Annotated in this window: 19 protein-coding genes; 5 read left to right on the top strand and 14 right to left on the bottom strand. The window is 45.7% G+C overall.

Features of this window, described 5'->3' with window-relative positions:
* Positions 1-17: 17 nt before the first annotated feature.
* Positions 18-338, bottom strand: coding sequence for a hypothetical protein (locus IDJ76_RS20490; RefSeq protein WP_191166214.1), 321 nt, complete (start codon positions 336-338; stop codon positions 18-20).
* Positions 339-388: 50 nt separating this feature from the next.
* On the opposite strand from IDJ76_RS20490, the gene IDJ76_RS20485 reads away from it, so the two are divergent.
* Together IDJ76_RS20485 and IDJ76_RS20480 are read left to right on the top strand one after the other, a co-directional pair.
* Positions 389-1,576, top strand: coding sequence for a Gfo/Idh/MocA family protein (locus IDJ76_RS20485; protein ID WP_191166212.1), 1,188 nt, complete (start codon positions 389-391; stop codon positions 1,574-1,576).
* 424 nt (positions 1,577-2,000) lie between these two features.
* A complete protein-coding gene (locus tag IDJ76_RS20480; RefSeq protein ID WP_191166210.1) occupies positions 2,001-2,876 on the top strand; it encodes a sugar phosphate isomerase/epimerase family protein in 876 nt (291 codons plus the stop codon).
* A gap of 80 nt (positions 2,877-2,956) precedes the next feature.
* On the opposite strand, the gene IDJ76_RS20475 is transcribed toward IDJ76_RS20480, so the two are convergent.
* From IDJ76_RS20475 to IDJ76_RS20445, 7 genes are all read right to left on the bottom strand, one after another.
* The gene (locus tag IDJ76_RS20475; RefSeq protein WP_191166208.1) at positions 2,957-3,733 is read right to left on the bottom strand and encodes a GLPGLI family protein; all 777 of its coding nucleotides are present in this window, start codon (positions 3,731-3,733) and stop codon (positions 2,957-2,959) included.
* Between the two features lie 39 nt (positions 3,734-3,772).
* Positions 3,773-6,595, bottom strand: a complete 2,823-nt coding sequence (locus IDJ76_RS20470; RefSeq protein ID WP_191166206.1) for an outer membrane beta-barrel protein — start codon at positions 6,593-6,595, stop codon at positions 3,773-3,775.
* Between the two features lie 110 nt (positions 6,596-6,705).
* Positions 6,706-9,510: a S8 family peptidase gene (locus IDJ76_RS20465; RefSeq protein WP_191166204.1), complete on the bottom strand. Its 2,805-nt coding sequence runs from the start codon at positions 9,508-9,510 to the stop codon at positions 6,706-6,708.
* A gap of 76 nt (positions 9,511-9,586) precedes the next feature.
* Positions 9,587-10,420: a M57 family metalloprotease gene (locus IDJ76_RS20460; protein ID WP_191166202.1), complete on the bottom strand. Its 834-nt coding sequence runs from the start codon at positions 10,418-10,420 to the stop codon at positions 9,587-9,589.
* 269 nt (positions 10,421-10,689) lie between these two features.
* Entirely contained in the window at positions 10,690-11,244 is a 555-nt protein-coding gene (gene rfbC / locus IDJ76_RS20455; protein WP_191166200.1) for a dTDP-4-dehydrorhamnose 3,5-epimerase, read from the bottom strand.
* Complete coding sequence (locus IDJ76_RS20450; RefSeq protein ID WP_191166198.1) at positions 11,244-11,546, bottom strand: DUF4286 family protein; 303 nt, start codon at positions 11,544-11,546, stop codon at positions 11,244-11,246. Before IDJ76_RS20450 ends, rfbC begins: the two co-directional genes overlap by 1 nt.
* 53 nt (positions 11,547-11,599) lie before the next feature.
* On the bottom strand, positions 11,600-13,408 hold the full coding sequence (locus IDJ76_RS20445; RefSeq protein WP_191166197.1) for a tetratricopeptide repeat protein: 1,809 nt from the start codon (positions 13,406-13,408) through the stop codon (positions 11,600-11,602).
* Positions 13,409-13,576: 168 nt separating this feature from the next.
* Here IDJ76_RS20445 and IDJ76_RS21185 point away from each other — a divergent pair, with 168 nt between their 5' ends.
* Genes IDJ76_RS21185 through IDJ76_RS20430 form a run of 3 tightly spaced genes read left to right on the top strand, consistent with a single transcriptional unit; the run spans position 13,577 to position 17,817 of the window.
* Complete coding sequence (locus IDJ76_RS21185) at positions 13,577-15,427, top strand: alpha/beta hydrolase family protein (RefSeq protein WP_191166195.1); 1,851 nt, start codon at positions 13,577-13,579, stop codon at positions 15,425-15,427.
* 6 nt (positions 15,428-15,433) lie between these two features.
* Positions 15,434-17,083, top strand: coding sequence for a sensor histidine kinase (locus IDJ76_RS20435; RefSeq protein WP_191166193.1), 1,650 nt, complete (start codon positions 15,434-15,436; stop codon positions 17,081-17,083).
* A 47-nt stretch (positions 17,084-17,130) separates the two neighbouring features.
* Entirely contained in the window at positions 17,131-17,817 is a 687-nt protein-coding gene (locus IDJ76_RS20430) for a response regulator transcription factor (RefSeq protein ID WP_191166191.1), read from the top strand.
* A gap of 508 nt (positions 17,818-18,325) precedes the next feature.
* Here IDJ76_RS20430 and IDJ76_RS20425 read toward each other — a convergent pair.
* The 6 genes from IDJ76_RS20425 to IDJ76_RS20400 all read right to left on the bottom strand — a co-directional run bounded on the left by IDJ76_RS20425 (position 18,326) and on the right by IDJ76_RS20400 (position 24,917).
* Positions 18,326-18,943, bottom strand: coding sequence for a class I SAM-dependent methyltransferase (locus tag IDJ76_RS20425; RefSeq protein ID WP_191166189.1), 618 nt, complete (start codon positions 18,941-18,943; stop codon positions 18,326-18,328).
* Entirely contained in the window at positions 18,943-19,824 is an 882-nt protein-coding gene (locus IDJ76_RS20420; protein ID WP_191166187.1) for a UbiA prenyltransferase family protein, read from the bottom strand. Before IDJ76_RS20420 ends, IDJ76_RS20425 begins: the two co-directional genes overlap by 1 nt.
* 34 nt (positions 19,825-19,858) lie before the next feature.
* Positions 19,859-21,154 (bottom strand): metallophosphoesterase, encoded by a 1,296-nt coding sequence (locus IDJ76_RS20415; RefSeq protein WP_191166185.1) that lies wholly within the window; start codon positions 21,152-21,154, stop codon positions 19,859-19,861.
* 31 nt (positions 21,155-21,185) lie between these two features.
* A complete protein-coding gene (locus IDJ76_RS20410; protein ID WP_191166183.1) occupies positions 21,186-22,688 on the bottom strand; it encodes a sigma 54-interacting transcriptional regulator in 1,503 nt (500 codons plus the stop codon).
* A 105-nt stretch (positions 22,689-22,793) separates the two neighbouring features.
* Positions 22,794-23,894: a vWA domain-containing protein gene (locus IDJ76_RS20405; protein WP_191166181.1), complete on the bottom strand. Its 1,101-nt coding sequence runs from the start codon at positions 23,892-23,894 to the stop codon at positions 22,794-22,796.
* Positions 23,895-24,026: 132 nt separating this feature from the next.
* Positions 24,027-24,917 carry a carbohydrate kinase family protein gene (locus IDJ76_RS20400; RefSeq protein ID WP_191166179.1) on the bottom strand — a complete coding sequence of 297 codons (891 nt, stop codon included), beginning with the start codon at positions 24,915-24,917 and terminating at the stop codon, positions 24,027-24,029.
* Between the last annotated feature and the right edge of the window lie 52 nt (positions 24,918-24,969).

Below are 24,969 nucleotides of genomic sequence, written 5' to 3'. Positions count from 1 at the left end.
GTTCGACATTGTCTGAATCAGAATTTACAGTATTTTAGAATGAGCAGAATAATAATGGCCCAGATGCTGAAAATTGCTTCGTGTGCGTGTGGTTCGACAGGCTCACCATGACAGTCGGCAGGCTCACCATGACAAGCGGGCTCTGCAAAGCGTACCTGCCTATCGGGAGATTGCTTCGTACCTCGCAAAGACGCGCCAGGGTTGCCACCCGCTCCCCACCCCCCGCACCCGCACCTCACCGCTTCCCCCACACCCGCACCTTCCACCCCGCTCCCCGCTCCCCGCACCACCCTCCTCACTCCAAATCCGCACATCCGCACATTTGCATATCTGCACATCTACTGGTATCTTAAAGGCCAATTATAAACCAATAATAAATTTACCGCTTATGAAAATTGCTATGCTTGGCTCGGGCTTTATTGCGCGTTTCTATGCCGATTCGCTGGTGGGGCACCGCCGGCTGGATAAGTTGCACGCCGTGTACAGTCGCGATATAAAAAAGGCCAAACAATTTGCACAAGATTATAACCTGCCCGTGTACAGCGACAGTATGTATGATGTGGTGAACCACCCCGAGGTAGATGTGGTGGTGATTTCGCTGCCGAACGATCTGCACCTGGCCGCCGTACAGGCCTGCGCCAAAGCGGGTAAGCATGTGCTGTGTACCAAACCCCTGGGGCGAACCGCGCACGAGGCTAAACAAATGCTGGATGCCGTAGAGGCGGCGGGCGTAATGGGCGGCTACCTCGAAGATTTGTGCTACACCCCCAAATTTAACAAAAGCCTTGCCAGCGTAAAGGCGGGCGCATTGGGCAGGGTGCTGTGGGCCAAAAGTCGGGAAGCGCACCCCGGCCCCCACAGCAACTGGTTTTGGGATAAGGAGCAAAGCGGCGGCGGGGCCATTGTCGATCTGGGTTGCCACTGTATCGAAATTGCGCGCAGCTATATCGGCAAGCAGGTTCGGCCGGTCGAGGTGATGTGCTGGGCGGCCACGCAGGTGCACCCTATCGATGCCGAGGATAACGCCATCGGCATGGTCAAGTATGCCAACGGGGCTATCGGGCAGTTCGAGGTGAGCTGGTGTTTCCGCGGCGGTATGGACCTGCGCGACGAGGTGATGGGCACCGAGGGCACCATCTGGATCAATAATTTTATGCGCACCGGGTTCGATATGTTCAGCACCGGCAAGGGTGGCGGTTACGTGGCCGAAAAGGCCGAGAGCAGCAGCGGCTGGCTCTTCCCCGTGGGCGACGAGGTGAACGAGCTGGGCTACAACCACATGTTTACCGATATGTTCGAGGCCATTGACGGCCACCGCGAACCCACCGAAACTTTTTACGACGGTTATGTGGTGAATGCCATTATCGACGCCGCCTACGCATCGGCTAAAAGCGGCGCCTGGGAAAAGGTAGTCATTGACGATTGGCGCGGCAGCAACGACACCCAAATAGCCTCCGACTTTGCCGTGTACAACGAGCAGTACTACCTCATCAAAGAAGAGATCCTTCCGCACGGGCAAAAAAAGCTGCTCCTAAAAGATAAAACAACCGGCGAAGTAGTGGTGAGGGATATGTAGGGGAGGCGCAGCAGCAAGAAGCCAAGACCTAAGAATCAAGAAGGGAGCTATTTACAGTCTTTTGTCTTGCGTCTAAAAGTCTTGCCTCGTTGCAATGGCGTTCCCTGCGGGCCGGGCTTTCCGCTCATACGCCTGCAGGCCTTAGGCGCAAGGCCGGTATCCGCTGCAATCCCTAACGCGAAAATAAATACCATGTCATTGCGAGGAGCGCAGCGACGCGGCAATCTCAGCATATCCGCATGTCCTATGAGATTGCCACGCTATCGCTCGCAATGACATTGTATAGAATGATAAACAACCGTGTCATTACGAGGAGCGACAGCAACGCGGCAAACTCAGCATATCCGCTTGTCCTCTGAGATTGCCACGCTATCGTTCGCAATGACACTAATAAACTAATGAACCATTGACACCAATGAACCAAATGAACAGAAGAAACTTTATATACAGCAGCGGCCTGCTAACCGCATCGGCAGCAATGGCAAACGCCATGGCGGCGACAGCGGCCGCACCCACCCTTCCCGGCGGGATGGGCATCCAATTGTACATGGTACGCAATGATGTGGAGCGCGACACCCCGGGTACGCTCAAACAATTAGGTAAACTGGGCTACAAGCAACTGGAAAGTTACGGCAGCGACAAAGGGATCTTCTGGGGGATGAAGAACACCGAGTTTAAGAAACTGGCGGCAGATAACGGCCTCAAACTGGTGAGTACCCACCACAACCCCATGGGCACCGCCGAGTTCGAGCAGATGGCCGCCCAGGCTGCCGAGATCGGGATGAAGTATATCATTTGCCCCTGGTTAGGCCCGCAAAAAAGCATCGAAACCTTCAAGCACTTCGCCGACGATTTTAACCAGCGCGGAGCCATCTGCAAAAAGCATGGCCTGCGCTACGGTTACCACCCGCACGATTACCCCTATAAGCCAGTCGACGGGCAGTTGCCGATCAACGTGCTCCTCGCCAATACCGACCCGGCGCTGGTTTATTACCAAATGGATGTATACTACACCGTAACCGAGGGCCAGGACCCTTATGCGTATCTGAAAAAATATAACGGCCGGTTCAAACTCATGCATATGCGCGATGTGCTGAAGGTACGCCTGCCCGCGGGCAGCAAAGAAGAATCATCCTGTGATCTGGGCGAGGGTATTGTCAACTATCCCAAACTGATCCGCGCCGGCATCGCTGAAGGTATGCACTACTTTTTTGTAGAAGGCGAACGCTATTACAAAGAAACCCCTATGCAAAGCGCCCAAAAAAATGCCGCATACTTAAAAAAGATGCGGCTGGTGTAGAAATTCAAAAGTCAAAATTCAAAAGTAAAAAAGCTTTGATGGCTTCAGTATTTTTTGAATTTTGACTTTTTAGTTTTTACTTATAACAGGTAAATACTAAAAAACTTCTTACCGTATTCGCCCCAGTCTTTCATGACGTTGGTGAGGGTGGTTTTAAGGCTTGCGTAGGTAACTACCTTACCTTTGGCGGGTACCTTCATGGCTAATTCGGGTACGGGGGCATCGGTTACTTTGGTGGCAAACCAGGTAACGTTGTCGTGCGGCAGGGCTACACCTAATATCATCCCGGGCAGGCCGGTAAATGATTCGGGGCCACCGGCCACGGGGATCTCGTCGGTGTAAAAGGCCACTACGTAAATAGAGTCCATAACAATGGCGTTGGCACGGCGGCAGGTGTAGCCGGCAATGTCGCGGGTTTCGTTAGTGATCTTCCAGTTAATCTTGCGGGCGGTATCTTTTACCAGGAAGGTTTCTTCAAATACCTTTTTGTTGGTGGTGCTGTAATAATTGTTCAGATCGGTATAAACAATGTTGATTTGCTGTGCCAGGGGCATATCGCTAAACCAGCTGTTGGTAGGCGGCGAATCGTCTTTTACAGGGGTATACAACGATTTATTGTTAGCAAAGGTTAGCGTACTCTTCAGCACCTTAAACTGGGGTTGCGTTTTCTTGTACGATTCAAAAGCCGGGGTGTACCAGGTTTCGTTATCCTTATTAATGGCTTTTTTAATAACGCCGTACATGTTTACCCGCTTTTCAAACTCAATGGTGCCCTGGGTGGTAAAGTGCGCGTTCTGGGCAAACAACAAATTGCTGCTGCTAAACAGGGCGATGATGATCAATAGATATTTTTTCATTGCTATAACGTCTTTTTATTGATGATATAAATTTACAAATTATTTAACCGCCGGTGCTGCCGCCGCCGTGCCTTTACCAAACCCGCTAAAATCCCACACTACCGAGAGCATGTAGTAGCGCCTGATGGTGGTATACGTGTTCTGCGTAATTAAATTAGCCGAAGCACTGCGCGTAAAGCCCGAGTTTTGATTGAGCAGATCATTCCCTTTGATGGATAATTTTAACCCCTCGCCTTTGAAGAATGATTTAGTAATGCTGGCGTTAATAATAGTCTGACGGAAATCTGTACTGAACGATTGCGTAGGTGCCTTGTACTCGTACTGACCATCGCTGGCTATCTGAATTTTGCCCGGCAAGTAAATGCTCATAAAATAATTGGCATCAAAACCACGGCCGTTGTTATTGATAAGTGGTTGCAGCGACGACTGGCCGATGGTGTAACCCGGGCCTGCGTTGATATAGATCTGGTATTTTTTCTCTTTGTATTTTGATAGCGATAACTGGCCGCTGTACCTGGTTGATTTGGTTTTATTAAGCTCGCTATTGATCAAACTGTAATAAACATTCCCGTTGGATGACAGGTCGAGACCTACGTTTATGCCCAAAAACTTACGGCTTGCACTGCTGTATATGTTGTAATTAAATGGTTTTTGGCCCGGCAGGTTAAGCGCCTGGGTGGTACTCTTACCCAAAATAGGGTCGGTAACGGTATTGTTAACAATAGGGTTGGTGGTAAAGCTATAATTACCGGATAAGTAAACACTTTGATCGCTGATAACTTTGTAAGAGTTATACCACAGGTTAAACGAGTTGCGGAAAGCCGGGCGCAGGGCAGGGTTACCGATGATAACATTTAGCGGGTTGGTATTTACACGGATGGGTTGCAACTGATCAATAGTAGGTTGTGTTTGGTTACCGTTGTAGCCAATGTTTAAATTACTGTAGGTAGAGAACTTGTAACTTAAATTGGCTTGCGGACTTAAGTTTGTAAAGTTACGTTCGGCAAAGTTGCCGGTTATTTCATCAACCTGTTTGTAATGGATGTTGGCAATGCCCGATCCGAAACGGAAGATGGTTTTACCCTTTTTTAAGTTGAAGTTTAAGCCACCAATGTTTGACGTTTGATTAAAAACGTAATGGTTACTTAACGAGTCGTTTAAAACGTTGTACACGCCGGGGGACGACTGATCGAACGATTTACGATCGGCATTGCTGTTATTTAAACCAATGCCGTAATTCAATATCATCGACAGATATTTACTAAGCGGTTCGGTATAAATTAGGTTGGTAGTTAGTTTTGATGTTTTGGTTTTATCAGTTTTCTGCTGATCTATCACCTGGGCGCTATCCAGCTGGCCTTGCTGATTGTAAAGGTTAAGGGTCGATTTCAGGAAACCGTTTGCTTTACTATCGGTTAGCCCCGTAGTAACGTTAAATGAAATGGTGCGGCCCGGTTTTTTTAATTTTTTAGTATAAAATGCGCTGGCGTTAAATAACTGCTGGTCTACATTATTAGTTAAATTACGGCCGTTGGTGTTTAGCAGGCTGCCATCTTCGCGGGTGCTGGTAGCAAAATTATTGCTGTTGGTCTTTGTGTTTTTTAAAGTTCCGTCTACAGAGATCTTTAAGGTTGATGTTGTATCCAGTTTGATAGAATACGTTACATCCAGCTTTTGCCTGAAAGCGTAGTTGTTAAAGGTTTCGTCGGTATTGGTATTAAGCACATTGCCCGGCAGGTTTAGCTGCTGTATCGTATTGCTTTTACCATCCACCTCTAACGATCCTATTTTATAGTTGGTGTTAAGGGTGTATTTATCATTTTTCCACTTATCGTCGTAATGTAATCCGCCGGTACGCGCTATTGGTAATCCGCGCCCGTCATATTGGCCGCCAAAAGAGTCCAACCCGCCATCGCCGCCACTAAAGTAGATGTTGCCATCTTCGTTCATCTCGCCGCCGCCACCGGTTCCTAATTTGCTGTTATCATTCCAGCCTAAACCTGTTTTGCCGGTATTGCCGATTGTGCCATAGGCCGACATTTTCTTTTTGCCCTTAAACTTGTTAAAAAGTCCCTGACCCTGGTAAAAGCCATCTGTACCTACGCCGGCATCAATCTTACCAAAGTAGCCGCTCTTTTTATCTTCTTTCAGTTTAATGTTTATCGTCTTTGTCTTTTTACCGTCGTCGATGCCGGTAAAAGTAGCCTGGTCGCTTTTTTTGTCGTAAAGCTGCACTTTATCTACCATGTCGCCACGGATGTTTTTGGTAACCAGCGTAGGGTCATCGCCAAAAAACTCTTCCCCGTCTACCAGTACTTTGCTTACCGTTTGGCCCTGGGCAGTTATCTTGCCGTCTTTATCTACCTGTATGCCCGGTAGTTGTTTTAGGAGGTCTTCAACCTTCGAATTTGGTTCAATTGCAAAGGCTTTGGCATTAAACTCGGTGGTATCGCCCTTTATTTTGATGGCAGCTACAGTGCCTTTTACAATAACGGTACTTAATAACCGCGATTTTAATTGCAGATCAACACTGCCAAAATTCTTTTGGTTCTTTACAGAGTCCAAGGTAAAATCCTCCACATAATCAGCATATTGGGGGTAAGTAACCAGCAATATAAATTTGCCGGTGCCAATGTTATTAATGGTAAAGGCACCGCCGTTAGTTGCACGGGTAAACTTTACCAGGGTTGAGTCTTTTGCGCGTAAAACGCTGACAGATGCATTGATCAGTTTAGCGTTTGATGCGCTATCGATTATTAAACCCTTGATTAAATTAGGCCCCTTGGTGTTAAACGATGTTTGCGAAAACGCGGTAACGGAACATAAAAGTAAGAAAGATAGTAAGGTACAGGTTAATTTCATATTGGGTGATTAGGCAAGGGCAATTTATAACTAAAATCTTAGTCGTACAAATAAATAGAATGTTAATTTATGTTAAAATCTATGGTAAGAGTGTTAAATAGCGGTTTTCGTTACAGTGCTTTTAAAATTTTGCCTGTAGAAATAGTTTTGCCGCCGAGGGTAATGGCGTAGGCATATGATCCGGGGATCAAATTAACAGGTACGGTATTTTGCAGTCCGTTAAAAGTTTTCGTTAGGCTTAACTTTCCGGCCATGTCGTAAAACTTAATTTCAAAATCTTTTTGTTCGCCGGTTAGTATCGTTACCTGGGTAGTAACCGGGTTGGGGTATAGGGTAAACTGGTTACTTTGCAGCAGGGTGGCGTTTGCAAGATCTGAGTAGATAGACCGGCCATCGGTAGTGGTGAGCGTTGCGCGGTAATAATTTAAGCCTTTTTTAGGGGCGGCATCTGTAAAGTTGTAGGTAAGTGCATTTGGGTTGATGATGGTGTTGCCCAGCGTGGTGAATGTATTAGTGCCGGTTAACCGCTCCCAGGTGATGGATTTGAGGTTAACAATACTGCCCAGGCTCAGGGTCAACCCGATACTTTTATCGTCAATTACATTGGCCAGGAGTGTTTTTACATAACAGCCGACGCCTTGCGTTGTAGCGTTGATGGTAAAACTTTTTAAACCTTCAAAACCGTTACCAAGTGCACTCACCGCAAAGTATTTGGAGATTTGCATTTGTACGGGGATAACTACCGACGTATCTGTAGCGGTTGTTAGTTTTTGCAGGATATTGTCTTTGATCGTATAAACCACATAGCCGGTAGCTCCGGGTTGGGGGTTCCAGTGCAGCAGCGTGCCATCGGCACAATCAAAACCAACGTTTACATTAAGGGGTTTTGATAAGCTAAACTCCTTGCTGATGTGATCCGTACCATTAACTGTCATTTTCAATATAGCACGGGTAAATACATCCGGTGCTGCAAATTGGTATAAATTGTTTGCAGGGGCTAAGTCGGCCACTTTGTTGTAAGTTGCGCCGTGGTCATAACTGATGCTTAGGGTGCCGCTTGCTGCGTTATGGGTGTTTTGCCAACGCAGGTAATTATCTTCGGCAGCGAATAGCTGGTTGCTGCCCGATGGATAGGTCCACTCGAACTGATCTGATAATTTAGTTTGATAGGCGATGTAAAAAGCCTGCACCGGGGTGGTAATATTACGTGCCGATATGGTTACAGTATACACGCCTGCATCGGGGTTGGGTATGCTTACCTGCTCGGTGTTGTTTAACGAATCGCGGCTGTGTTTAGCGGGTTTAACTAACGAATCAATATTAGGGAAGCTGCTTAGCGTCCATGGTAGTATCACCTGACCGGAAGGGGAGCGGACAGACAGGTCCAGATCATTGATCAATGCCGAGGGGGCATTCAGTGCCGCTGCAATATCATTCCAGGCTAATGAAACTTTAAACTCCCTGCTGTTTGCAGGTACCGTAATTTGATAGGTTAGCTGCTGCCTGTTAGCCAGCGAGCCGATTTTAAAACGGTTGTCGGTGATTGTCCTTACCGCTTCCAGTCCGTTTAGTTTGCCGTAGCCTGTTTTATGATCGGGATTTGGCAGCCCGATATCATCGGCAGCATTAATTAACACACTTTTTATCAATGCTGCAGATGGTAATTTACCGGTTTGCTTTTTATAGGCTTGTTGCAGCAAGGCCACCGTGCCGCTGGTTAATGCCGCCGCGCCCGAGGTTCCATCTTCGCCACCGGCAATTACTTCGGGTTTAATGCGGCCGTCATAAGCCGGGCCCGATGAGCTCAAGGCCTCGGGGATATTAAGCCGGTTAGTACCGCCAACTACGATCACATTTTTGGCCTGCTTGAATGTGCCCGATAGGTTAGCCATATTGGCCAGCCCCTTATATACACCTGTTGCCGGTGTGGATGTACCGATATTGCCCGACGAAAAAACATGGATAAGGGTATCGGCCTCATAAATTTGTTTATCGTAAGCCTGCGCTTCGATACCGTAAAAGTTTTCGATCCCGGTGCCGTATGAGTGATTTTGTACGCTGATGTTATTGCTCCTGAAAATAGTAATGGTATCCGGAAGCAGCCTGGCGAAAGTAGACGAGGTGAATTTAACCGTCGGGGCAGCACCCAGCCCGCGAATAAACGAATTGCCGTTACCACCAATCAGCGTAGCCATAATGGTGGCATGCCCGGTTACCTTATCTGATGGAGTGATGGAGGTGAACGACCGGCCCAGCAGGTCGAGATCAGTCAGGTCATACTTTTCTTCCTTAACGCTAACGTTTATTCCTGTGCCGTTAATGGCAGGGTAGTTATCGGCAATTGCCGAAAGGTTGTTACTGCCCAGGTCAATATCGTTGATCACCAGTTCTTCGTGCGCGCGGCGTTGCATGCCGGCAAATTCAATAGCTGTGTTATTTAAAAGTGCGGGCAGTTTTTTTAGGGCTACTTTCAGGGTGATGATGTTGCCCGATGTGGCGATGATATCACCTGTATTTGAAAGTTCATTAAGCAGGGCCGGGCTTTTTTGTTTAATTACCAGATCTACCAAACGGGTGGTGCCGGGGCGTTTTTGGGTAAGCTGTGCCAGGCCGTCATCAGCTTTCCATAAGCTGTTTGCGGGAGTGGCGCTTAAAATATTTTTATCGGCAGGTAGACTATCGCGCGATGTCACGACATAATAGTTTCTGCTGATTTGTTTTAGAAGGTGTAGTTGCTTGTTTGGTACGCCTTTAAACCGTACTAAGTAGTAACGATCGGTACCGGGTTTTACGGGTTGAATATCTGGTGACGCTGCGTATGTTTTGGCAATCAGTTGATCGTCTGCAATAGTTTGCCCCCATGAAAAATGGAAGCTGCAGAGGCAAAACAAAAAACAGGCGAAACGTTTGATCATAGGTAATAGCGGGCACAAAAATAAGGGGGAGCGTTATACTCCCCCTTAAGGTAAAATTATATACTTAAATCAAATTTTAGTATAAATAGTTCAAAGCAATTTTATCATTGGCATTGAACGTACGGTCGCCGCCGTTTGAGCAGGCTAACATAAATGAAGCGGCATCAGCAGTTGAAGGTGTACCCGGGATACGGACTGCACCAACATTTGAGGCACCCTCGTTAGTAGCGGTACCACCACAGCTGTAGGCACGGTTAAAGTAATCAGTATGGCGGAAACCAATGCAATGGCCCATTTCATGCTGTAAAACAGATGTAAGGTAACCTACATTAGGGTTTGAACCATAAGCTGCAGAGTTAGTATTCATCTGGATCTGACTGTAAGGGTTACCCGATGAGGTAGGGAAGCCTGATGAACCTAAAGTGATGTAACCACCGCTTGGGCCCTCGTTAAAACCAACCACCTGGATCTGGCCGCCGCTGCTAACGTACTGGAATTTAAGGGTAAGGTTAAGCGCATTGTAACGTGCAATGGCCTGTTGTGTAGCAGTTGCATAAACAGTAGGCACATTAGATACAGATACGGTTACGGTACGCGGCAGGTTTTTCACCACGTTGGTGGTGCGGTACTGCTCTTCTTCGGCAATGCGCAGGTTAGGGCTTGTACTTGGTGTGGTAAGGTTTTCATCTGTTAATAAAATGTCGCCCTCTACCAGGTAACCGCCGTTAACTTTACGGGCATCAGTTGTACTGAAACCCAACTCTGAGATGCTTTTTAATGTACTTGCAGAAATTCCGGTACTTGATACAGCCTGAACTTCGGCAGTTTGATTGCCTTTTTTACATGCAAATAATGCAGTAGCCAATAACACGGTGGCAACACCGGTTCTAAACAATAACTTTTTTTTCATGAGAATGTGAGTGTGTTAGTTAGTTTAATTTGTTAGTTAATAGAACTAAAGCTGGCCAGCCTTTTATGCGTATACGTTTGTTACACAAATAAAGTTACCGGGTTTTTAACAGATAATTAAATTAAAAATTACTTTATAACTAAAAGGAGTGGGAAATTAAACACCGGCGAAATAATATACTGCATGCATAGTATTTTTTAAATAACTGCCAAATAAAAAAGCGGCCAACCAATGGTTGTGCCGCTTTATATTTTTTTGAAAAATTGCAGTTAAAAAGTGAAGGGACTTTTAAATGATTTAAAATCAGCTAATTCCAGATCTTTAGGCGATAGCAGCGCGTCGCGCTCGTCAATCCCCCAGCCAATAGCCAGGGTGGGGTCGTTCCATAAAATACCTACTTCAGATGCCTTATCGTAGTAATTGGTTACTTTATAGGCAAAGATGGTATCATCTGCCAAGGTTACAAACCCGTGCAGGCAGCCGGGTGGTACCCATAGCTGCAGGTTATTGTCGGCCGTCAATTCAACAGCTACATGCCTGCCATAGGTAGGCGAGCCAACGCGCACGTCGACCGCAACATCCATTACTGCACCTTGTATCACGCGTACCAGTTTACCCTGTGCAAAGGGGTTGGCTTGTGCATGTAAGCCACGTACCGTTCCCTTTTGCGAAAAGGATTGGTTGTCCTGTACAAAATCAGCATCGATGCCTGCTTCAGTTAATTTAGCTTTGCTGTAGCTTTCATAAAAATAACCGCGGTCATCTTTAAAAACCCTTGGTTCGATAATAACCACACCGGGTATAATAGTTTCTGTAAATTTCATTAGTCTACCGTTTTCATTAAAGTGTTAAACATCACAAAGCGATCGGCAAAACGCTCCTGGTGCAATTGTTGAAAGCCAAACAGGTGATGGGTATAATATAGGTTAAATGCTTCTTGGTTATCGGCGTTATATTGGATGCAATAGGTAACCCCGTCATTAGGTGAGTCGATAATATTTAGGATACGGTACGAGCTAAAGTGCCCCGTAGCCATAATAGCGGGTATGTGAACAGTTTTCATCCATTCCAGCCATTCCTGCTCTACCGTATCTTCCAGGATAAATGTATCGTTATAAACAATCATGCCGCAAAAGTACGATTTGATTTTGGATTGTTTTTAATTTGTGCAATTTCAGCTCAGGAAGCCTCATTCTTATCTCCCCGCAATACCCTGAACCTCTTACGGGCTGCGTTGAGCCAAAGACTGGCAGGATAATCGGTTATGATTTTTTGGTAATATGTTTTTGCAAGGGCCGTATCATTCAGTTTGGTTTCATAAATATCGCCCAGCATATAAACGGCATCATCGGCCCAAAGATCATAGGCATGGTCGGTAACTATTTGTTTAAGCAGGGATACAGCCGCAGGGTAGTCTTTTTGTTGCAGAGCGATCTTTGCTTTGGCCATCAATATATCGGCCACCAGCGGGTTTCCGGGGTATTTTTTATCGATGCTATCCAGCGTTAGCAGTGCCTTATCGGTTTGGCCCGCAAATATCAACAGATCGGCACGGGCATAAACCTTAAGTGCCGCAGCGGTGCTATCAACAGCCAGGTTGTCTGATATGAGTAAAGATAAGTTTAAGGCATCGTTAGCGATAAGCTGGGTAGTCGCTGACTTCAGGATATCCAATTGCCTGCGTGCCCAGTTAAAATCGCCGGTGTAGTAGGCCAGTTTGGCATTGCGCAGCAATGCGTCCTGCCCAATGGCAGTGGCTGGGTTTGCCTTTTCTACCTGGCTATACAACAAGGTAGCATCCCAGGGTTGGTTGTTTAGCAAACCGATATCGCCCAGGTCCAGTTTGCAGGATGCCAGCAGTGCCGGCCTTACATTCGGTACAGCTACGGCAGCCTCCAGCAGGGCTTGTGCTTCTTTTAGTTTATGCAGTTTAAAGGCTTGCAGGGCGGCCAGTTTCTGCATGGCAAAAACGGTGCTTGGTGTGCGGCCAAACTCGTCGAGCAGGGCAATGTAATCATGCTCTAAAACCAGCAGGTCGGCCTGGGTGTACTTGCCCGCTGTAACCTTTAAATTTTCAGTATTGATCAGCTCTATCTTAGCCGATATGTAATACGGATTATCCTTACCCTTCTCTACCAGAAACCCATACCCGCGGATAGCGGCATCAAAGGCTTCGTTAGCTACCAGCGTACGGCACAGGTCAAACACGCTACCGCCATCATTATTTTGCCGGCGGCTTAGCGCCAGGGCCTGGTTAAGGGCCTGGTCAAATTCTTTTTGCTGTAAAAACTGCCAGGTAAGCATGTCTACATATACTACTTGCTGCGGGTCTTTCTGGATCCGTTTGAGCAGGGCTACCTTAAGCATGTCGTAATCGGTATTGCCCTCATATAGGGTAGAGAGCATATTTTGGGCCTGGCTCAAGTAAACCGGGTTGGCGGGTAAAAAATTCAGGTATTCTTCGGTCAGGGCCACCTTGTCACGCTTATAACGGTACAGGTTGATCAGCTCAAAAGAAAATAAGGCATCATTGTTTAGCAGCTTGCGGCCCTGTAAAAAAATGCGAATGGCGTAATCGGCATTTGAATTTTGATAGAATTGGGAGGCCAGTAGCGAGATCTCGTTTTGATCGGCCTTTAAATTTTTGATCAGGTCGTTGTATAAAGCATCAGCCTTGCCATCATTGCCCTGCTGGGTATAAACAGAACCTAAAGAGATCAGATATTCATTCACCCCCGGATGTTTGCGGATCATTTTCTTTGCGGTGCTCTCGGCCTCATCAAATTTTTTGGCGGCAACCAGGCTGCTTAAATAGGCCGGGTAATAGGTTTCATTGTCTTGCTTATAGAGCTTTTGATAGATATCGAGCGCCTTTTGGGTTTCGCCGTTTTGGCTGTACTGCCGGGCTAAGGCCAGTTCATTATCCTGCGCCTGCGCCGTGTTTATAAGGAAAAAAAATACCACTAAACAGGTTAACAAAAACTTCATTCTTTTTATATATTTAGCAACTCCCGTTATTTTATTATAACGCAATAACAGGGTAAAATTGTAGTGACATTTGCAGCTTGCTTAATTAAAATACCTAATTTGACCTTGATTATAAATTAAGTTATGTTCAGTACAGATCGCTTAAGATCAATTTTATTAATATGCTTTGTGGCTTTACTTTGCGCCTGTAAACAAAATAGCGTAAGGCAAATCCCTGTAAGTGATTTTTTCAAAACTCCCGAAAAAAGTGTCTTTAAAATCTCGCCCGATGGCGAGTACATCTCTTACTTAAAGCCTTATAAAGATAAGCAAAATATATACATACAATCGTTAGCAACCGGTGCCGAACAGATGGCGACATCATTTGAAGATTACTCTGTACGCGATTATTCGTGGACGTTTAATAACCAGCTGGTGTTTTCGCAGGATATAATTGCCGACGATGTTTTTAGAATGTACGCCCTTGATGTAGCCACCCATAAGCTTAAAAACTTGCTGAGTTTGCCCAAAGTGCGGATCCGCATCATTAACCGTAACCGCAATCAGCCCGATGTATTGACCATAGCAATGAATCAGCGCGACCCCGGTAATTTTGATGTGTTGCGTTTAAATGTAAAAACCGGCGAGCTAAAACCCTACATTATTAACCCCGGTAATGTTACCAAATGGTATTCAGACCCTGATGGCAGCATTCGCCTTGCAAAGGTAAGTGACGGGGTTAACGAGAGCATTTTGTACCGTACCAATGATAAGGACGCATTTAAATCCATTATCAAAAATAACTTTAAGGATAGGGTAGAGCCGATAGCCTTCTCTGGCGATAAAAATTATTTTTACGCACTATCAAACGTTAACCGGGATAAAACAGCCCTGGTTGAAATAAATGCCGATAACGCGAAGGATGAGAAGGTAGTTTACGCTAATGATAAAGCCGATATTTTAGATGTGGCCTACTCGCGCAACAAGCGCCGGTTGGAGTTGGCAGCGTATGAAGACGCTAAACCGCAAAAGCATTTTTTGAACAGCGAGGTAGAAGGCATCTACCAAAAGCTCTCGGCCAGGTTAGCCGATAGTGAGATAGATATTGTTGACCGCGATAGTGACGAGAACAAGCTGATCATCAGTACATACACAGACAAAAATCCCGGCTCTTACTATTTGTACGAAAGAGCTTCCGATAAACTGACCAAACTTGCCGATAAAAACCCTGAGATAAGCACTGCCGAGTTATGCGATATGGAGCCGGTATCCTTTAAGGCAAGCGATGGCTTATTGATAAATGGGTACCTGACGGTGCCTAAAGGGAAAGATAAAAATAACCTGCCGGTGGTAGTAATGCCACATGATGGGATCTGGAACCGTAACTCGTGGGATTATGATGCCGAAGTACAATTTTTGGCCAATAGGGGCTATGCTGTTTTCCAGGTAAATTACAGGGGGTCTGCCGGGTATGGCAAGGCATTCCGTAATGCGGGTTTCAAACAGGTGGGCGGTAAAATACAGAGTGATATCAATGATGGTGTGCAATGGTTAATTAAAACCAAGGTAGCCAACCCTAAAAAGATAGCTATTTTTGGCGGTGGCTTTGGCGGCTTTTCGGCTTTATATGGGGTGTCGTTCCATCCGCAAACGTATAATTGTGCTATTGTAAAATATGGGCTTATCAACTTTTTTACCTATTTAAAAGATGCCCCGCCGGCATTTAAGCCATTTTTACAAATGACCTATGAGATGGTGGGCAACCCCGAAACAGATGCCGAGCAACTGCGGGCCATATCGCCGGTTTTCCATACTGATAAGATCAAGAGCCCATTGCTCATTTTTCAGGGGGCTAAAGATCCGCGTGCCAACATTAGTGAGCTTAACCAGTTTGTACGTGAGTTGAATAAACGCGGTGTACCGGTTATTTACAGGTTAAAGGAAAACGAACGCGCCTATTTTAAAAGCGAACATAACCGTATGGAGATGTATGCCGAGATAGAGAAGTTTTTGGATGCCAACATGCAGGTTAAGCAATAACCTGTAATGCAAGCGCCTAAAAGCATATACCGCATAAATTTTTCTTTAATAACCGCCTTTTTGGTGGTTATAACCGTAAGCCTTGTAATAGCCGTTATTATTTCATACAGGCTTACCACCAAGTATGTAGAGAACGAATTTGCCTCTAAAAAAATTGAAGTTTGGGAGCAAACCATTAAGCCTTATCAGGATTTTTTCCAGTTACAGATCCCCCAGATCACGTCCTACCAGGGTTTTTTAGATTCGGCATCGGCGGCCAACTATTCGGCCGGCGTTTTTAATACTTACCCGTTTGTGCGCCGGGTGCTTTTTTACGATATCCAGATAGGCAACCAGCAACAAAATTTAAAGCTTAACAACAATGCAGGCATTGCGGTTAAGGCAATTTACCGGTATAAATCAAAACACGGGGTGGTGTCGGGTTTAAAGGATATTACCTCTGTATACGAGGACGATTTTAAAGAAATGGCCGCCCGCCTAAATAATTTCATCGCTATTGGCGATACCACCCGCCTGCCCACGCAGGATGAGATCTTTAAGACCTTTTATGATGTTAAGCCCGATAAGATCACTTACCTTAACATTCCACGCCGCGAGGATATCAAAAACTACCGGGCGCTTTTTAAGAATAAAAAGTCGGCAGCCATTTATTATCAAAACATGATGACCTTTTTGCTGGATGTGCACGAGCTTAAAGTAAAAAACTCGCACCCCGAGCTTTACCAACAGGTAACCATCCAGCCGATAGTGTATGACCCGCTGGAGATAGAGGGTGGCCGCATTTTTACCGAGGTTGCCCTGCCCGGTGCTTTCGCTAACTTTAAATTATACTTTAGTTCGGCATCTACGCACTTAAAAAAAGAGATAGACCGGCGTTTTTTACCTATAGGCTCTATCGTATTGCTTATTTATTTTTTCCTGGTACTTATTGGCTGGCTCATATACCGCAACCTTAATGTAAACCTAAAGGTGTTTAAGCTGCAATACGATTTTATTAACAACTTTACCCATGAGTTTAAAACACCGGTAAGCGTAATAAAAATAGCAGGATCAAACCTGAAGGGCGATGCGGAACTGAGCGACCGCCAGCGCAGGCATTACGGTAAAATACTGGATGAGGAAGCTGATAAACTGAACGACCTGATGAACAAGTTGCTCTCCTTTACGCAACTGGAAAACCGGTCTATCAGTGTGAAAAGTGAAGCGGTTGATCTGAAAGCCTTTGCCCAGGGCTATATTGATACCTTTAAAATTAAATACCCCGATTTTGTGCTTACCCTTACCGCCCAGGAGATTACCAACTTTTACAGCGACCCGGTGTTATTAGGCAGCGTGTTTCAAAACCTGATGGATAATGCCTACAAGTATTCGCACCCCGGTAAAAAGGAGCTGGCCATCACCATCAAACAGGAGCGGCAAAAGGTGGTCTTGTTTTTTGCCGATAAAGGTATAGGTATGGCTAAAGCAGAGCAAGGCGATGTGTTCAAAAAATTTTACCGTATCGAGAACCAGTATAATCAAAACGGAAGTGTTGGCCTTGGGCTGGCCTTTTGCAAGGAGCTGGTAAACTTTATGAACGGCGATATTGGCGTTAACAGCAGGCCAAATGAAGGCTCGACTTTTGTGGTAACCTTACCTTTAGAAAATGTTAAATAATTATATAATTTAGTAGTTATTAATACCCCACCGATAATAAAGCACACATGAACAAGGAAATTAAAATAGCGCTGGTTGAAGATGATGAAAACTTAAGGTTTTTAGTGGCCGAGCGTTTACAAAGCGAAGGATATAAAGTGCTGGAAAGCGGCAATGGGAGCGATGCCGAGAAAATAATATTAGAGGAGCAGCCCGACATTGTTTTGTTAGACTGGATGCTGCCGGGCAAGCAGGGTTCTGAAGTATGCGCCAGCCTGCGCGAGCAGGGTTTTGATAAACTGGTTATAATGATGACCGCCAAAGCGCAGGACATTGATAAGATAGAGGCGTACAATTTTGGCGTATCTGACTACATTAACAAGCCGTTTAATATGGATGTGTTGGTGGCGATGATTGACAGCAAGATTAAATTTTCGCTAAACAGCGAAAAGGCCGAATCGCACAAGTTTGGGAATATGGAGCATTTGCCAAATACCCACCTGCTGATACGCGATGGCCGCAAAACGGAGCTGACCATTTTAGAGAACCGTATCTTACTTTATTTTCTAAAGAACAAGAACAAGGTAATTAACCGCGAAGAATTGATGATGGAAGTTTGGGGTTACAACGCCGATGTAAACACCCGCACACTGGATATGCACATTGTGCGCTTACGTAAAAAAATAGAGAACAACCCCGATTCGCCTATGTACCTGCAAACGGTAAGGGGAATAGGATATAAATTTGTTTATTAATAAATGGAGAGTAAGTCCTTTTGTGCATTTTTCTCTCAAATATCTTCGAAATAAGTAAGTCATGTCATTGCGAGGAGCGTAGCGACGTGGCAATCTTAGCCTATCCGCCTATCCTTTGAGATTGCCACGCTATCGCTCGCAATGACATGGTTTTTTAAGTTATCTATCGCCACGAAAAAGTGTCATTGCGAGGAGCGAAGCGACGTGGCAATCTTAGCCTATCCGCCTATCCTCTTAGATTGCCACGCTATCGCTCGCAATGACATGGTTTTTTAAGTTATCTATCGCCACGAAAAAGTGTCATTGCGAGGAGCGTAGCGACGTGGCAATCTTAGCCTATCCGCTTGTCCTCTGAGATTGCGACGCTACCGCTCGCAATGACGTTGTTTTTTAAGTTATCTATCGCTACGAAAAAGTGTCATTGCTGTAAGAGCGCAGCGACGTGGCAATCTTAGCGTATCCGCCTATCCTCTTAGATTGCCACGCTATCGCTCGTAATGATATCATTTTAGGATTTCCTATACAACCTCGTCACCACAAAATCACCATAAAAGGTTTTTTCGCTTTCTGTTATGTAACCATGCAACCTAAACTGCTTGCCCGCATCCGGCAACCGCCATGATTCTACCCCGCACAATACTTTAAAAAATAACAGCATACTTTTAAGTAGCACGTGTTGCCACCATTTGCCGGTGAGTTGGAAATCGGTATTCAACCATAATCCGCCGGGTTTAAGCAGGGCTTGGATATGAGCGAATAAAGGCGATAAATTAGCTTCTGTAAAATTATCGAACAAAAAAGGGGTGATGATCACATTGTGCTGGTCCGTGTATACCTGTTGGATAGGGAGATTAATAAAGGTTACGTTGTTAAGACCAATTTTTCTTTTTTTAGATAAGGCTGTCATCCTTGCCGATACCTCCACATAAGTCATATTCAATCCCGCAGGGTGTACCTTGGTGATCTCTTCCAGGATCCAGCCGGTGCCACCGCCAATAATTAATACAGACGAATTTGCCGGAATCTTAGGGATAAAATGTTTCTGCGCGTTAACTAATGCCTTGCCGAAAACCAGCCGCGAAAGGCGGTCATAAAACGGTGCGGAATTATCATAGTTGCCACGCATTATCTGAACAGGTAACCAACAACTACCAGGCAAACATACTGCAGCACCAGTACGCCATCTAAATAAAAGAAATAGTAGTACTCGTTCTTCTCCCATTTAGAGCGGAAGATGAGCCAGCCCATTAATACGGCTGTAAGGGTAAGCGCAAAAAAATCGGCATTAAAGCCATTGTTGCGAAACAGGAACAGCAGCGCCACATAGCCCGCCAACAATACCTGGCAAAAAAGGTACGCGTTCTTTTCACCCCAGGATACGGCAATGGTTTTGAGCCCGTATTGCTTGTCCTGAAACAGGTCGCGGATATCGAAGGGCACTGTTAGCGCGCCTATCAATAAAAAGCGTTTGGCTATCAGTATGGTAATATCCCGCATAGATATATCGGCCAGGTGCTGATCCTGCGCCTCCAGTATAGGCAGCAATACGCAACTAAGTGTCCATACTGTGGTGATCAAAAAGGGTTTTAAGCCGGTGATATTGCGCAGGCCGAACTTGTGTTCGCCTACACTAAAAAGGGGCAGGCTGTAGCAAAAGGACAAGATAGAAAGGAATACCAATAAAATGCGCGACTGCATCGAGAGTAAAAAGAACAGCGGGATGAGCGAGAGCAGCGATACGATGGTAAATGTAACCATGAGCCGGTAATGCGCAAAGAACCACCTTACCCGCCTGTATGGCGATTTTTGAGGCTGCTTTGGCTTACTTAAAAGGATGCTGAAATTGTAGATACCCAGCGTAGAGGTAAATAGTAAGCCGGTTACGGTGTAAACAGGTTGTGCATCAATTAAATGAAAGGTGACCAAAGCCTGCGCCACCGCACAAAGCGCCATGAACACATTGCTGAAAAGCAGAAAATCAAATGCAGACCGGAGTATTTGTTTCATCTGTTGGCAGGATGATCCGTCGGCATGAGTAACATCAGGCTTTAAGTGATGGGTCTTGCGCGGCTTTCAACGTAAAAATAGTGATCTCCGGCAATATTCCAATCCGGCCGGGATAGCCTAAAAAGCCGTAGCCTACGTTTACATAGATCTGCTGGTGCTGCTCGCGGTAAAGGCCGGCCCATTCGGTATAAACATATTCAATAGGGCTCCACTGAAAATCGGGCGTGCGTACGCCAAACTGCATGCCGTGGGTATGGCCGGAAAACATGACGTCGATATCCTTATACTCCGGGATCACCTGTGCCCGCCAATGCGAAGGATCATGCGACATCAGGAGTTTTACTGGGAGGTCGGCAGTGTCTTTGGTCGCCAGCTCCATTTTGCCATATTTAGGAAAACGGCTCATTTCGCCCCAGTTACCGATACCCAATACCCCAATTTCCTCGCCCTCTACCTTAATACGGCGGTGCTCGTCAACCAACAGGTCCCAGCCCAGTTCTTTATGGGCTTTGATCATATCCAGGTTGTTTTTGATCTTATCCTGCGGTGAAGGCCATTTACCATAGTCGCCATAATCGTGATTGCCTAAAATGGAGTAAACGCCCAAAGGCGCACGTACCTTATTAAATACGTCCATATAATGGTTCACCTCCCAGGTTTGGCCGTTCACCAGGTCGCCGGTAAAGAATATCATGTCGGTTTTTTGGTTCAGCAACATCTCTACGCCGGTGCGCATCTGGCGTTTGCTGTGAAAGCTGCCCGAGTGGATATCAGAGATCTGCCCGATTCGCATGCCATCAAACTTTTTAGGCAGGTTGGGCAGGTACAGCGTTACGTTCTGCAACTGATAATCATACAAACCCTTTGACATGTTGTGCTTGATAAGGTACAGGGGCACAGCCCCTGCCAGGATGCCCGCCTTCATCAAAAACTCCGACCGGGGGATGGATTTAAAGGTAGTTTCTTTTGCTTGCTCTTCAACGGTTTTTGAGGCTGTAGGCTGTTGCTTTTTATTTTTGCGGATCAGGTAGATCACAAACCGCCTAAAATCGTCAACCGCGATAAACAGGATGTAAAATATCTTGAATAAAAAGGTAATGAAAAACAGGAACAGCAACGCGCCGCGTAAGCCAACGCCGCCCATCTGTACGTAAATACTGGTAAATAGTGCGGTGATCAAAAAAAAAGATGCCCCCCAGTATAATACCAGGAACCATCTTTTATTTATAAATTTTGTTTTAGCGAAGGCCGTTTGCAGGCCCCGTAAAATATAATAATCGGCCGCTAACAGTACGATGATAACGAGTATGGAGATCGCAGGTCCTTGCATTCAATGAAATTAATAAGCTACAAATATAAGATTAGTAGCGGTCGTCATCAAGGTCGGCGTCATCATCCGGCTCCAGGTTAAACAAACTGTTAAACATATCTGAAAACGCAAAGCCATTATCCAGGAAACCTTTGTTCAGTTGTGAAAACTCTGCCAGCCCATGTAAAATGAATTCCATCAGCAATAACTGCTGGTTCTCGCTCAAACGCGGGTGGAACTTTTTCACCAGGTCTTTTAATCCCGGTACGGCGTTCAGTAATTTTTTGTATTCAGCTAAAGGCAGGTCATCTACAAGTGCGATACTGTTACCATCACCAAACCAGTTTACAATTTCGGCATAAGGGTTTGGTGCCTTTGCTTTTTTAGCCTTCTCCGGATCGGGGAAGAATTGCAGCAACAGGGTTTTAATGGCTTTACCTATCAGGATGTTGGCCACCTTGCCCGGGCCTTCCAGCTCGCCTTCATAAACCAGCTCAATTTTACCGGTAATGGCCGGAATAACACCCAGGAAATCAGAAATGCGCACAAACGTATTTTTTTCTCCGTTGATGATCATCCGGCGTTCAGCATTGCTGATCAGGTTCTCGTAGGCAGAGATCGTTAAACGGGCCGACACGCCCGATTTTTTGTCGATATATTCTGAAGCACGCGCCTCAAAAGCGATCTGCTCCACTAAATCTTTCACTAATCCATCAGCCTCGATATTGGTGCGCTGATCTTGTGTAAGCATGGCCTCCTGTTGGGTGATCTTACGAGAGATCTCGACAGACCGCGGGTAGTGCGTCAAGATCTGACTTTCGATACGGTCCTTTAATGGCGTAACGATCGAGCCACGGTTGGTATAATCTTCGGGGTTGGCAGTAAATACAAACTGAAGGTCTAAAGGCAAGCGCAATTTAAACCCGCGGATCTGGATATCGCGTTCCTGTAAAATGTTGAATAACGATACCTGGATACGCGCCTGCAGATCGGGCAGCTCGTTGATCACAAAGATACCCCTGTGCGCACGTGGTATTAACCCGAAGTGGATCACACGCTCGTCAGAGTAGGTCAGTTTCATAGTGGCAGCCTTGATCGGGTCTACATCACCAATCAGGTCGGCAACGGTAACATCGGGCGTAGCCAGTTTTTCGGTGTAGCGTTCGCTGCGGTGTACCCAGCCAATCGGGGTAGCATCCCCATGTTCTTCAACAGCCTGGTGGCCAAACCACGAGATAGGTGCCAAAGGGTCATCAAACAATTCTGAGCCGGCTATATAAGGCACATACTCGTCTAACAAGTTAACCAATAAGCGTGCGATACGTGTTTTTGCCTGACCGCGAAGGCCCAGCAATAAAATGTTGTGACGCGATAATATAGCGGTTTGCAGATCGGGGATAACGGTATCCTCAAAACCAACAATACCCTCAAATCCACCCTCTTTATTCTGAAGCTGGGTAATCAGGTTAGCCCTTAATTCATCCTTAACCGAGCGGCTTACGTAGCCTGTTTTTTTTAACTCGCCAAGTGTTTTTATATTTAATAATTTGCTCATTCGTTGTTTTTATTTCACCGATTTTAAGGTTGATTTACCGATAACACCGATTTTTCTATTAATTGTGGATAGTTCGCATATCTGCATATTAGCAAACCCGCACATCTACCTCACGTTCTTCCTTCTGTTACGGGCGTAATCTTCAAAAATGTATTCGCCCAAGTTGTTTAATGAACTGTAAAACGCTTTGCCGCCGTTGGTTTCGGTAAACTTGCGCACAAATTGCTGCAGGTAAGGGTCTTTCGCTATCATAAAAGTGGTGATAGGGATCTTCAACCTTTTGCATTGCGCTGCCATATTCAGCGTTTTGTTCACCACCTTACGATCAAGCCCGATGCTGTTTTTATAATACTTAGTACCTTCCTTTAAACAGGTTGGTTTACCATCTGTGATCATAAAAATTTGCTTGTTGTGCGTTTTACGGCGGCGGAGCATATCGGTTGCCAGTTCTAATCCTGCATAAGTGTTGGTGTGATACGGCCCTACCTGTAAATAAGGCAAATCCTGCAAAGTTATCGGCCAGGCATCGTTACCAAACACCACAATATCTAAAGTATCTTTAGGGTATTTCGTGCGGATCAGTTCGGCCAGTGCCATTGCCACCTTTTTGGCCGGGGTTATCCTGTCTTCGCCGTAGAGTATCATGGAGTGCGATATATCGATCATCAGCACGGTAGAGGTAAGGGTTTTATAGTCCATCTCCTCCACTTCCAAATCCTTCTCGGTCATCATGAAATCGCCGCCTATACCGTGGTTAACCTGCGCATTCTGGATGGATTGCGTCATGTCTATCTGGTCCAGGCTGTCGCCAAACTCAAACTCGCGGCGTTCGGCATTTTTTTCATCACCCTGCCCGCTTTGCGGCGAACGGTGGTTGCCCTTACCCGATTTTTTCAGTTTACCGAAGATCTCCTCCAGGGCCGATGTACGGATACTCTGCTCCGTTTTAGCGGTGATATTCATCTCGCCGCTTTGCTTGTCCTCATCCAGGTAGCCTTTTTGTTTTAGCTCGTCAATAAAATCGCCCATGCCGTATTCGTCATTGGTGATGTTGTATTGCTTATCTAATTCATTAAGCCACGATAAAGCCTCGGCGGCATCGCCTGCGGTATAATTCAGTAACTCCAGGAATAATTTAAGTAATTCTTCAAACCCGCCTTTAGGGGTTTGATTGGGTTTAAATTGTGAAAATCCAAATCCGCGCATGTTGTACCCTTTCTTAGTTTAAAGTAACGGATTATTTAACTGAAAAGTTTGAAAACAAGCTATTTTACGCCAATTGTTAATTAAGCATGACAATAGGCACGTAAAAGAAAAAAACCGGGAACAACCGCAGTACTATTTACCGGTAAGGCTTTTTTTAATGTTGTCTATCTCGTCGCGAATGTAAACGGGGTTAGCACCACGTTTAGTAGTTACATAGGCACCAATGGCGCAGGCGTTATCCAATAAACGCTGAATAGGTTTGTTAGCCACTATGCCTGCAATAAAGCTGGCCAGAAAAGCATCACCCGCACCAACGGTATCTTCTACATTTACGTGAAAGCCCGGGTGTTCAAAAAATTCATAATCGTGCCAGATAATGGCCCCGTTCTCCCCGCGGGTTACGCAGATCGTTTTGGTATGGTACTTTTTACGGAACTCGGTGATCATCTCCTTTAAGTCGCCGCTGCTGCCGCCAACTAATAGTTGTGCTTCCTCTTCATTCATTTTAACCACACTTGCACGTGCAGCTAAAGTTTCAATAGTAGCTAAGGTATAATGCGGCGGGCGCAGGTTCACGTCGAAAATCTTGACAGCGTCGGTCTCGTCAAGCAGGTTCAATAGGGTATCGTGCGTTACTTTATCGCGGCAAGCTAAACTGCCAAACACAATCGACGAAGCGTTTTTGGCGGCGTGTATTAAATTTGCATCCAGCTGAATGTTATCCCATGAGGTACGCTCAGGGAATACATAAGTGGCCTGCCCCTGTGCATCCAGTTTTACCTTTACTTCGCAGGTAGTCAGTTTTTCGTCTACCTGGATCAGGTTGCTGTATAAGCCGTTATTTTTCAGGAAATCGGTAAGCTCTTTCCCTAATTCATCGGCACCTATGCGGCTGGCAAATTGTACATCAACATGCTGCTGCACCAGATGCCTTGCTACATTCATAGGCGCGCCACCGGCTTTCTTTTCTTTGCCGATAACATCCCATAAAACTTCGCCGAAACATAAAACCTGTTTTTTCATAAATAAGGACCAGTAAAAGTGCGTAAAGCTAAAAAGGATTTACAGTAATCCG

The organism is Mucilaginibacter glaciei, assembly GCF_014773245.1.
Lineage (GTDB): Bacteria > Bacteroidota > Bacteroidia > Sphingobacteriales > Sphingobacteriaceae > Mucilaginibacter > Mucilaginibacter glaciei.
The sequence above is the reverse complement of the archived record's forward strand: the minus strand, read 5'-3'. Positions and strand labels throughout refer to the sequence as shown.

What these genes read in the sequence shown, in the direction of transcription:
- rfbC (WP_191166200.1), bottom strand. Translation starts at nt 11,244, where the DNA reads ATGAAATTTACAGAAACTATTATACCCGGTGTGGTTATTATCGAACCA.
- IDJ76_RS20465 (WP_191166204.1), bottom strand. Translation starts at nt 9,510, where the DNA reads ATGATCAAACGTTTCGCCTGTTTTTTGTTTTGCCTCTGCAGCTTCCAT.
- IDJ76_RS20490 (WP_191166214.1), bottom strand. Translation starts at nt 338, where the DNA reads ATGTGCAGATATGCAAATGTGCGGATGTGCGGATTTGGAGTGAGGAGG.
- IDJ76_RS20470 (WP_191166206.1), bottom strand. Translation starts at nt 6,595, where the DNA reads ATGAAATTAACCTGTACCTTACTATCTTTCTTACTTTTATGTTCCGTT.
- IDJ76_RS20415 (WP_191166185.1), bottom strand. Translation starts at nt 21,154, where the DNA reads ATGCAAGGACCTGCGATCTCCATACTCGTTATCATCGTACTGTTAGCG.
- IDJ76_RS20425 (WP_191166189.1), bottom strand. Translation starts at nt 18,943, where the DNA reads ATGCGTGGCAACTATGATAATTCCGCACCGTTTTATGACCGCCTTTCG.
- IDJ76_RS20410 (WP_191166183.1), bottom strand. Translation starts at nt 22,688, where the DNA reads ATGAGCAAATTATTAAATATAAAAACACTTGGCGAGTTAAAAAAAACA.
- IDJ76_RS20450 (WP_191166198.1), bottom strand. Translation starts at nt 11,546, where the DNA reads ATGATTGTTTATAACGATACATTTATCCTGGAAGATACGGTAGAGCAG.
- IDJ76_RS20445 (WP_191166197.1), bottom strand. Translation starts at nt 13,408, where the DNA reads ATGAAGTTTTTGTTAACCTGTTTAGTGGTATTTTTTTTCCTTATAAAC.
- IDJ76_RS20460 (WP_191166202.1), bottom strand. Translation starts at nt 10,420, where the DNA reads ATGAAAAAAAAGTTATTGTTTAGAACCGGTGTTGCCACCGTGTTATTG.
- IDJ76_RS20405 (WP_191166181.1), bottom strand. Translation starts at nt 23,894, where the DNA reads ATGCGCGGATTTGGATTTTCACAATTTAAACCCAATCAAACCCCTAAA.
- IDJ76_RS20430 (WP_191166191.1), top strand. Translation starts at nt 17,131, where the DNA reads ATGAACAAGGAAATTAAAATAGCGCTGGTTGAAGATGATGAAAACTTA.
- IDJ76_RS20475 (WP_191166208.1), bottom strand. Translation starts at nt 3,733, where the DNA reads ATGAAAAAATATCTATTGATCATCATCGCCCTGTTTAGCAGCAGCAAT.
- IDJ76_RS20485 (WP_191166212.1), top strand. Translation starts at nt 389, where the DNA reads ATGAAAATTGCTATGCTTGGCTCGGGCTTTATTGCGCGTTTCTATGCC.
- IDJ76_RS20420 (WP_191166187.1), bottom strand. Translation starts at nt 19,824, where the DNA reads ATGAAACAAATACTCCGGTCTGCATTTGATTTTCTGCTTTTCAGCAAT.
- IDJ76_RS20435 (WP_191166193.1), top strand. Translation starts at nt 15,434, where the DNA reads ATGCAAGCGCCTAAAAGCATATACCGCATAAATTTTTCTTTAATAACC.
- IDJ76_RS20400 (WP_191166179.1), bottom strand. Translation starts at nt 24,917, where the DNA reads ATGAAAAAACAGGTTTTATGTTTCGGCGAAGTTTTATGGGATGTTATC.
- IDJ76_RS20480 (WP_191166210.1), top strand. Translation starts at nt 2,001, where the DNA reads ATGAACAGAAGAAACTTTATATACAGCAGCGGCCTGCTAACCGCATCG.